The sequence below is a fragment of the Stenotrophomonas sp. SMYL20 genome (genome assembly GCF_036320045.1).
GTDB lineage: Bacteria > Pseudomonadota > Gammaproteobacteria > Xanthomonadales > Xanthomonadaceae > Stenotrophomonas > Stenotrophomonas maltophilia_A.
The window spans coordinates 132,375-138,938 of sequence record NZ_JAWIRT010000002.1 but is presented as its reverse complement, the minus strand read 5'-3'; the positions used below and the strand labels follow the sequence as shown (position 1 = coordinate 138,938).

The 6,564-nt window shown below is 67.4% G+C and carries 6 protein-coding genes; 3 read left to right on the top strand and 3 right to left on the bottom strand.

The window, feature by feature from the left end; genetic code table 11:
* Positions 1-123: 123 nt before the first annotated feature.
* Complete coding sequence (locus tag V3B48_RS02205; protein WP_329893073.1) at positions 124-1,683, bottom strand: serine hydrolase; 1,560 nt, start codon at positions 1,681-1,683, stop codon at positions 124-126.
* A 110-nt stretch (positions 1,684-1,793) separates the two neighbouring features.
* On the opposite strand from V3B48_RS02205, the gene V3B48_RS02200 reads away from it, so the two are divergent.
* The 3 genes from V3B48_RS02200 to V3B48_RS02190 are packed head-to-tail and all read left to right on the top strand — an operon-like array spanning position 1,794 to position 4,046.
* Positions 1,794-2,237, top strand: a complete 444-nt coding sequence (locus V3B48_RS02200; protein WP_032128347.1) for a VOC family protein — start codon at positions 1,794-1,796, stop codon at positions 2,235-2,237.
* Positions 2,234-3,064, top strand: coding sequence for a DUF72 domain-containing protein (locus V3B48_RS02195; protein WP_329893072.1), 831 nt, complete (start codon positions 2,234-2,236; stop codon positions 3,062-3,064). Before V3B48_RS02200 ends, V3B48_RS02195 begins: the two co-directional genes overlap by 4 nt.
* A 34-nt stretch (positions 3,065-3,098) precedes the next feature.
* Positions 3,099-4,046, top strand: coding sequence for a DMT family transporter (locus V3B48_RS02190; protein ID WP_049461762.1), 948 nt, complete (start codon positions 3,099-3,101; stop codon positions 4,044-4,046).
* A 30-nt stretch (positions 4,047-4,076) separates the two neighbouring features.
* On the opposite strand, the gene V3B48_RS02185 is transcribed toward V3B48_RS02190, so the two are convergent.
* Both V3B48_RS02185 and V3B48_RS02180 read right to left on the bottom strand, forming a co-directional pair.
* Entirely contained in the window at positions 4,077-5,237 is a 1,161-nt protein-coding gene (locus V3B48_RS02185; RefSeq protein WP_134951490.1) for an AAA family ATPase, read from the bottom strand.
* Positions 5,238-5,400: 163 nt separating this feature from the next.
* The gene (locus V3B48_RS02180; protein ID WP_329893071.1) at positions 5,401-6,471 is read right to left on the bottom strand and encodes a sensor domain-containing diguanylate cyclase; all 1,071 of its coding nucleotides are present in this window, start codon (positions 6,469-6,471) and stop codon (positions 5,401-5,403) included.
* Positions 6,472-6,564 lie beyond the last annotated feature (93 nt).

The following is a 6,564-nucleotide window of genomic DNA, read 5'->3' as shown; positions in this document are numbered from 1 at the left end:
CGGTGGCCCGGCCGCGCCCCCCCCCCCCCCCCCCCCCCCCGGGCCCCCCGGGGGGCCCCCCCCCCCCCCCGCCACTACCGATGGGATTCGTCAAACGGCAGCGCCGGGCCACGCCCGGCGGCGTCATTTCACCGGGGTGAACAGCAGGTCCTGGAAATCGAAGCTGAAATCGGTCAGGTCGGAGATCGACTGCATGCGCACCTCGCGCACCTTGCCGTCCGGATCCAGGCTGAAGTTCACGAACGCGTCGGCGTTGAGCGAACGGTCGTCCCAGCGCACGATGAAGGTGTCATGCTGCCAATGCTCCAGGCGCCCGCTCAGCTGCGCGGTCTTCATGAAGCGCAGGCGCAGTCCCTTGCCCTCGGCACTGACCTGCATGTCGCCGTACCAGCGGTCGCGGAACGTGCCGGTGTAGCCGGCCAGTGCCAGCGATGGCTTGCTGCCCTTGTCGCGCGCGCTCTGGTGCTTGGCCCAGGCCTCGTCGGCCTTGTCCTGGCCCTTGGCCACGGCCTTGGCATAGGCGTCCACCCAGTCGTGCTTCTCACCGCCCAGGTAAGCATCAAGCACGCTCAGGGTGATCGCGTTGAACGCTGCGCCCACTTCCTGGTTGGTCAGCACCACCACGCCCAGCTTCTCGCCCGGCACCAGGGTCAGCCGCGAAACCATGCCCGGCCAGCCACCGGTGTGCCAGACCAGTTTCTGCCCGCGGTAGTCGCTCAGGCTCCAGCCTTCGCCGTAACCGGCAAAGTTGGCCCGGGCCGGTGCCAGCTCCGGCACGCTCGGCGCCGGGATCGACTGCGGCGTGATCATCCGCCACATCTGCTGCTGGCTCTTGTCGCTGAACAGCGCAGTGCCATCGGCGAGCTCGCCTTCGGCCAACTGCACCTGCATCCAGCGCGCCATGTCGTGCGCACTGGAATAGATGCCACCGGCACCGGCATTGTTCGACCAGGTCAGCGGTGCAACGGTACGCAGGTCCTTGAAATCGTACTTGGCGTGGCCGACCGCGGCCTTGTCGCCCGGCTTCAGGTGATCGGCGTTGTAGCGTGTGCCGGCCATGCCCACCTTGTCGAAGATGCGGGTCTGCAGGAACTGCTGGTAGCTCATGCCGGAGACATGCTCGATCACCTGCTGGGCAACCGCGTACAGGATGTTGTCGTACGCATAGCTCTCGCGGAAACCGCCCTTCAGCGGCACTTTGCCCAGCCGCTCCACCACTTCGGCATTGCTGTAGGAGGTGGTCGGCCAGAACAGCAGGTCACCTGCGCCCAGGCTCAGCCCGCTGCGATGCGACAGCAGGTCGCGGATCGTCATCTGCCCGGTCACGAACGGATCGGACATGCGGAACGACGGCAGGTGGTCGATCACCTTGTCGTCCATCTTCAGTTTGCCGTCCTCGGCCAGCAGGTTCAGCGAGGTGGCGGTGAACGCTTTGGTGTTGGAAGCAATGGCGAACAGCGTATCGGCCTGCACCGGTTCCGGCTTGCCCTGCTCGCGCACGCCCCAGCCGCGTTCCAGCACCACCTCGCCATCCTTGACCACGGCCACGGCAATGCCGGGCACGTCGAACTGCGCGCGCACGCGCTCGACGGTCGCATCCAGGTCCTGCAGCTGCGCCGGGGTGGCAGCACTCGCCATGGTCGTGCACGCCAGCAGCACGGCTCCTCCAATCCAGGGTTTCATCCAGCACGATCTCCGAACAGGGGTGGCGGCCATGTGCAGGCCGTCACCGGGGTTTCGCGCGATGGTAACGGTCTGCGGCGCACCCTGCCCTGTGCCATAGGAGGGGTGTCATGGGCGGGAACGGCCAACCGAGCAACGGCTCCACCATCATTCCATGCCTGCGCTATCGCGACGCGCAGGCCGCCATCGACTGGCTGCAGCGCGCCTTCGGCTTCCATGCCCAGGCCGTCTACGCCGATGGCGATACGGTCTTCCATGCACAGCTGACCTTCGGCACCGGCATGATCATGCTCGGCTCGGCCGACAAGGAAAGCGAGTGGAACCAGCATGCGGCGATGCCTGATGAGGTCGGCGGCCGCCAGACCCAGAACGCCTGCGTGATCGTCACCGATGCCGATGCGCACTATGCACGGGCCAAGGCCGCCGGTGCCCGCATTGTCATCGACATCGCCGACCAGGACTATGGCGGACGCGGCTACGCCTGCGCCGACCCGGAAGGCTATTTGTGGTGGTTCGGCAGCTACGACCCGTGGCGCGCGGACCACGGCCAGTGACCGCGACCGCCCGGCAGGCGGAGATCCGCTGCGGCATTGGTGGCTGGGTGTTTCCCGAATGGCGCGGCGGCGTTTTCTACCCGGTTGGCCTGCCGCAGCGTGAAGAACTGGCCCACGCCAGCCGCGCCCTGCGCTGCATCGAAATCAACGGCACCTTCTACCGCACGCCAACAGCGGCGCAGTGCGCGCAGTGGGCCGCACAGACACCCGACGGTTTCCGGTTTTCGATGAAGGCACCACGCTACCTGGTGCAGCGCCGCGACCTCTCCAGCACGGTGGAAGCGGCCGCGCCCTTCCTGCAGGCGGCGATTGCACTCGGTGACCGGCTCGGCCCGTTGCTGTGGCAGTTCGATCCGCGCCATCCGGCCGATGCCGATGCATTGGGTGCCCTGATGGCGCAGCTGCCGAAGCAACTGGAAGGGGTGGCGCTGCAGCATGCGCTGGAAGTCCGCAACGCCGAGGCACATGGCCCGGCACTGGTTGCTGCCGCCCGTCGACAGGGCGTGGCGCTGGTGATCGAGGACAGCGACGAGGCGCCACTACACGGCGATGTCAGTGCCGGCTTCGTCTACGCGCGGATCAAGCGCAGCCAGGCCCGCTTGAACGAGGGTCTGCCGGCACCCGTGCAGCAGCGCTGGGCCGAACGCGCGCTCCACTGGTCACGCGGCGAACCGGTGGACGACCTGCCCTGCCTGGCCGCGCCGGCACCGTCAGAGCCGCGCGAGGTCTACCTGCTGTGCATTGGTGCGGGCAAGGCACGCAACCCGGCGGCGGCGATGGCCCTGCAGCGGCGGGTAGATGGGGCCAGCAAATCCTCACGCGGATAGCGCTGCGGTCATCGCCTTGCCTCACAATAGGCGGATGAGCACACCCGACACCCGCAAAGCGCTGTGGCAGATCCACTTCTGTGTCCTGCTGTGGGGCGTCACCGCCATCCTCGGCAAGTTGATCACCCTGCCGGCGCTGCCGCTGGTGTGGTGGCGCATGCTGCTGGTAACGGCAATGTTGGCGCTGCTGCCGCGGGTCTGGCGCGGATTGCGCACCCTGCCACTGCGCCTGGTGGCGGGCTACGCCGGCATCGGCGCGCTGGTCGCCCTGCACTGGCTGACGTTCTACGGCGCGGTGAAGCTGGCCAACGCCTCGGTGGCCGCCACCTGCATCGCGCTGGCGCCGGTATTCACCTCGATCATCGAACCGTGGGTAGCCAAGCGACCGTTCCAGCTGCGTGAACTCGCCTTCGGCCTGGCCGTGCTGCCGGGTGTTGCACTGGTGGTCGGTGGCGTGCCCGATGGCATGCGCCTGGGTGTACTGATCGGCGCGATATCGGCGCTGCTGGTGGCGGTGTTCGGCTCGCTCAACAAGCGCATGGTCAGCCACGCCGATCCGCTTACGGTCACCGCACTGGAGCTGGGCGCCGGCACCCTCACCCTGACCCTGCTGGCGCCACTGATGCCCTACCTGCTGCCGGCGCTGGCCAGCCCGCTATGGGTGGTTCCGGACCTGCACGACGGCATCCTGCTACTGGTACTGGCCGGGTTCTGCACGCTGCTGCCGTTCGCCCTGGCCTTGGTCGCGCTACGCCACCTGAGCGCCTACACCGTGCAGCTGGTGACCAACCTGGAACCGGTCTACGCGGTGGTGCTGGCAGTGGTGCTGCTGCGCGAGCAGCACGAGGTCACGCCGTGGTTCTACCTGGGCGTGGCGATCATCGTCGGCGCGGTGTTCCTGCATCCGTTGTTGAACCGCCGCAAGCCGGTGCAGCACCCGGAGATTCTCGGTACGTCGGAAGCACGCAACATCGCCGATTGAGCGTATCCGCGCAGGGTGCGAATCGCCTTGTCAGCGCTGCGGCCAGTGCCATGCCGGGGCATCCAGCAGGCCCTGCCCGCTCAACAGCGTGCGGCCCTGTTCCTTGTGCAGATGCAGCGAATGACAGCCGGGCGCCTGCTCCAGTGCTGCGATCAGTCGGCTGGCGTGTGAGACCACCCACACCTGGCTGCGCGCACTGGCCGCGATGATCAGCCGCGCCAGCGCCGGCAGCAGGTCCGGATGCAGGCTGGTCTCCGGTTCGTTGAGCACCAGCAGCGGCGGCGGGCGCGGCGTGTGCAGTGCCGCGGCCAGCAGCAGGAAGCGCAGCGTGCCGTCGGACAGCTCGGCCATCGACAACGGCCGCAGCAGCCCCGGCTGGTGGAAGCGCAGGGCCAGCCGGCCATCCAGTTCCTCGAACCCCACCGTGGCGCCCGGGAACGCATCCTCCACGCTGCGCGCCAGTGCGCCCGGATCACCGATCTCGAGGATGGTCACCCAGGCCGCCGCCAGATCGCGACCGTCGTGATGCAGCACCGGCGTGCGCGTGGCCATCGCCGGTTGCCGTGCCGGGGCATCGGCGTCGCTGCGGAAATGGTCGTAGAAGCGCCAGCGACGGATGTACTCGCGCAGGGCGATGGTTTCCGGCATGCGCTGCGGATCGCCAACCTGGGTGAACAGACTGTCGAACAGCGACAACCGGTCATCGACCAGATCCCAACCGCGCGCATGGCGTTGCCGCACCATTGCCCCACGTCGGTCGACCAGCAGGTTGGCGCTGCGCAGGAACGGCCCGGCCCAGATCGCCTCGGCCTTGATCTGCGGGTCCAGTGCGAAGGCCGAACGGCTGGGCGGTGGGTAGCCCAGGTCGATGGCATAGCCGAACTCGTCGGTGGTGAAGCCCAGCTTCAGCCCCACCGATTCCTGACGCGGGCCACCCTGCAAGGGGATTTCACCGGCAGCAACCCGACGGTCCATTTTTTCCGGCCCCGCCCACAGCGCCGAACCGAGCCCACCTTCGCGGGCCAGAACCGCCGCGACGCCGCCCTGCGCGGTCTCCGCCAGCAGGCGCAGCGCGCGGTACAGGCTGGATTTGCCACTGCCATTGTCGCCGGTCACCACATTCAACTGCTGCAGCGGCAGTATCAGCCCGTGCAGCGAGCGATAGTGGGCGATGGCCAGGGTCTGCAGCATGGTTGTGTCCGTGGGAACAGGGACGTCATGCTGGCCGGTTCTGATCGCAGGAGCTGCGACGCGACGTGAATCGGGAAGAGCATCCACGCATGGCGTGGATCTACTGGAACGGCATCGAATCATCCACACGTCGCATGCGTTCAGCGCGCGAGTCGCCGGTGTCTCAGCCCGCCCGTTCCACCCGGTTGCGACCATTGCCCTTGGCCCGGTACAGCGCCTTGTCGGCACGTGCCAGCGTGTCATCCACGCTTTCACCTGGCTGGTGCTGGGCAACACCGATGCTGACCGTGACCGGGAATCCAAGCGGCAGGTCAGCCACGGCCAGGCGCAGGAACTCGCATTGCAGTTCGGCCGTGTGCAGGTCGGTGCCCGGCATTACCGCCACGAACTCCTCGCCGCCGTAGCGCGCCGCCATGCCGCGGCCGGCGAAGTGCGAGCGCAGCAACACGCCCAGCTCGGCCAGCACCCGGTCGCCGGTGGCGTGGCCCTGGAAATCGTTGATGTGCTTGAAGTGATCGATGTCCAGCAGGGCCACGCAGGCCACTCCCGGTTGCCCATCGATCTCCGCCACCGCCTCTTCCAGTGCCGCCGCCATCGCGCGGCGGTTGGGCAGGCCGGTCAGCGCATCAGTGCGGCTCTGCTCGGCCAGGTCGGCATTCTGCGCCAGCAGCACGTCCTGGTACTCCGACAGCAGGCGCTCGTAGTCATCGCGTTCCAGCATGTGCTTCTGGATGTCGAGCGCGAAACGGCGCAGCTCCATCACAAGCATCACCTGCCGTGACAGCGCGGCCAGTGCCTCGGCCTTATCGCTGGGCAGGTGCTGCGGATGTGCATCGAACACGCACAGCGTGCCCAGAGGCAGTCCATCGGAACTGATCAATGGCGCACCGGCGTAGAAGCGGATGTGCGGGTCGCCGGTCACTACCGGGTTGTCGTGGAAGCGGATGTCCTGCAACGCGTCCTCGACCACCATGATTTCCTGCGGCTGCAGGATGGCGTGGCCACACATCGATTCGCTGCGCAGGTTTTCCGCCGCGTCGATGCCCTGGATCGACTTGAACCACTGCCGTTCGACGTCGATCAGGGTCACCGCCGCCATCGAGGTACCGCAGACCGCCTTGGCGATCGCGACCAGGTCGTCGAAGGATTTCTCACGCTGCGAATCCAGGATCCGGTAGCGGTACAGCGTCTCGAGCCGCAGGGCTTCGTTGGCAGGCTTGTCGGGCTTGATCATGCAGCGTCACGTTCCGGCAGGTCACTGCGGAGTCTAGCTGATGCCGGTGCGCAATCCGCACACCGGGGAGTGCCGGCCGCTGGCCGGCATCCC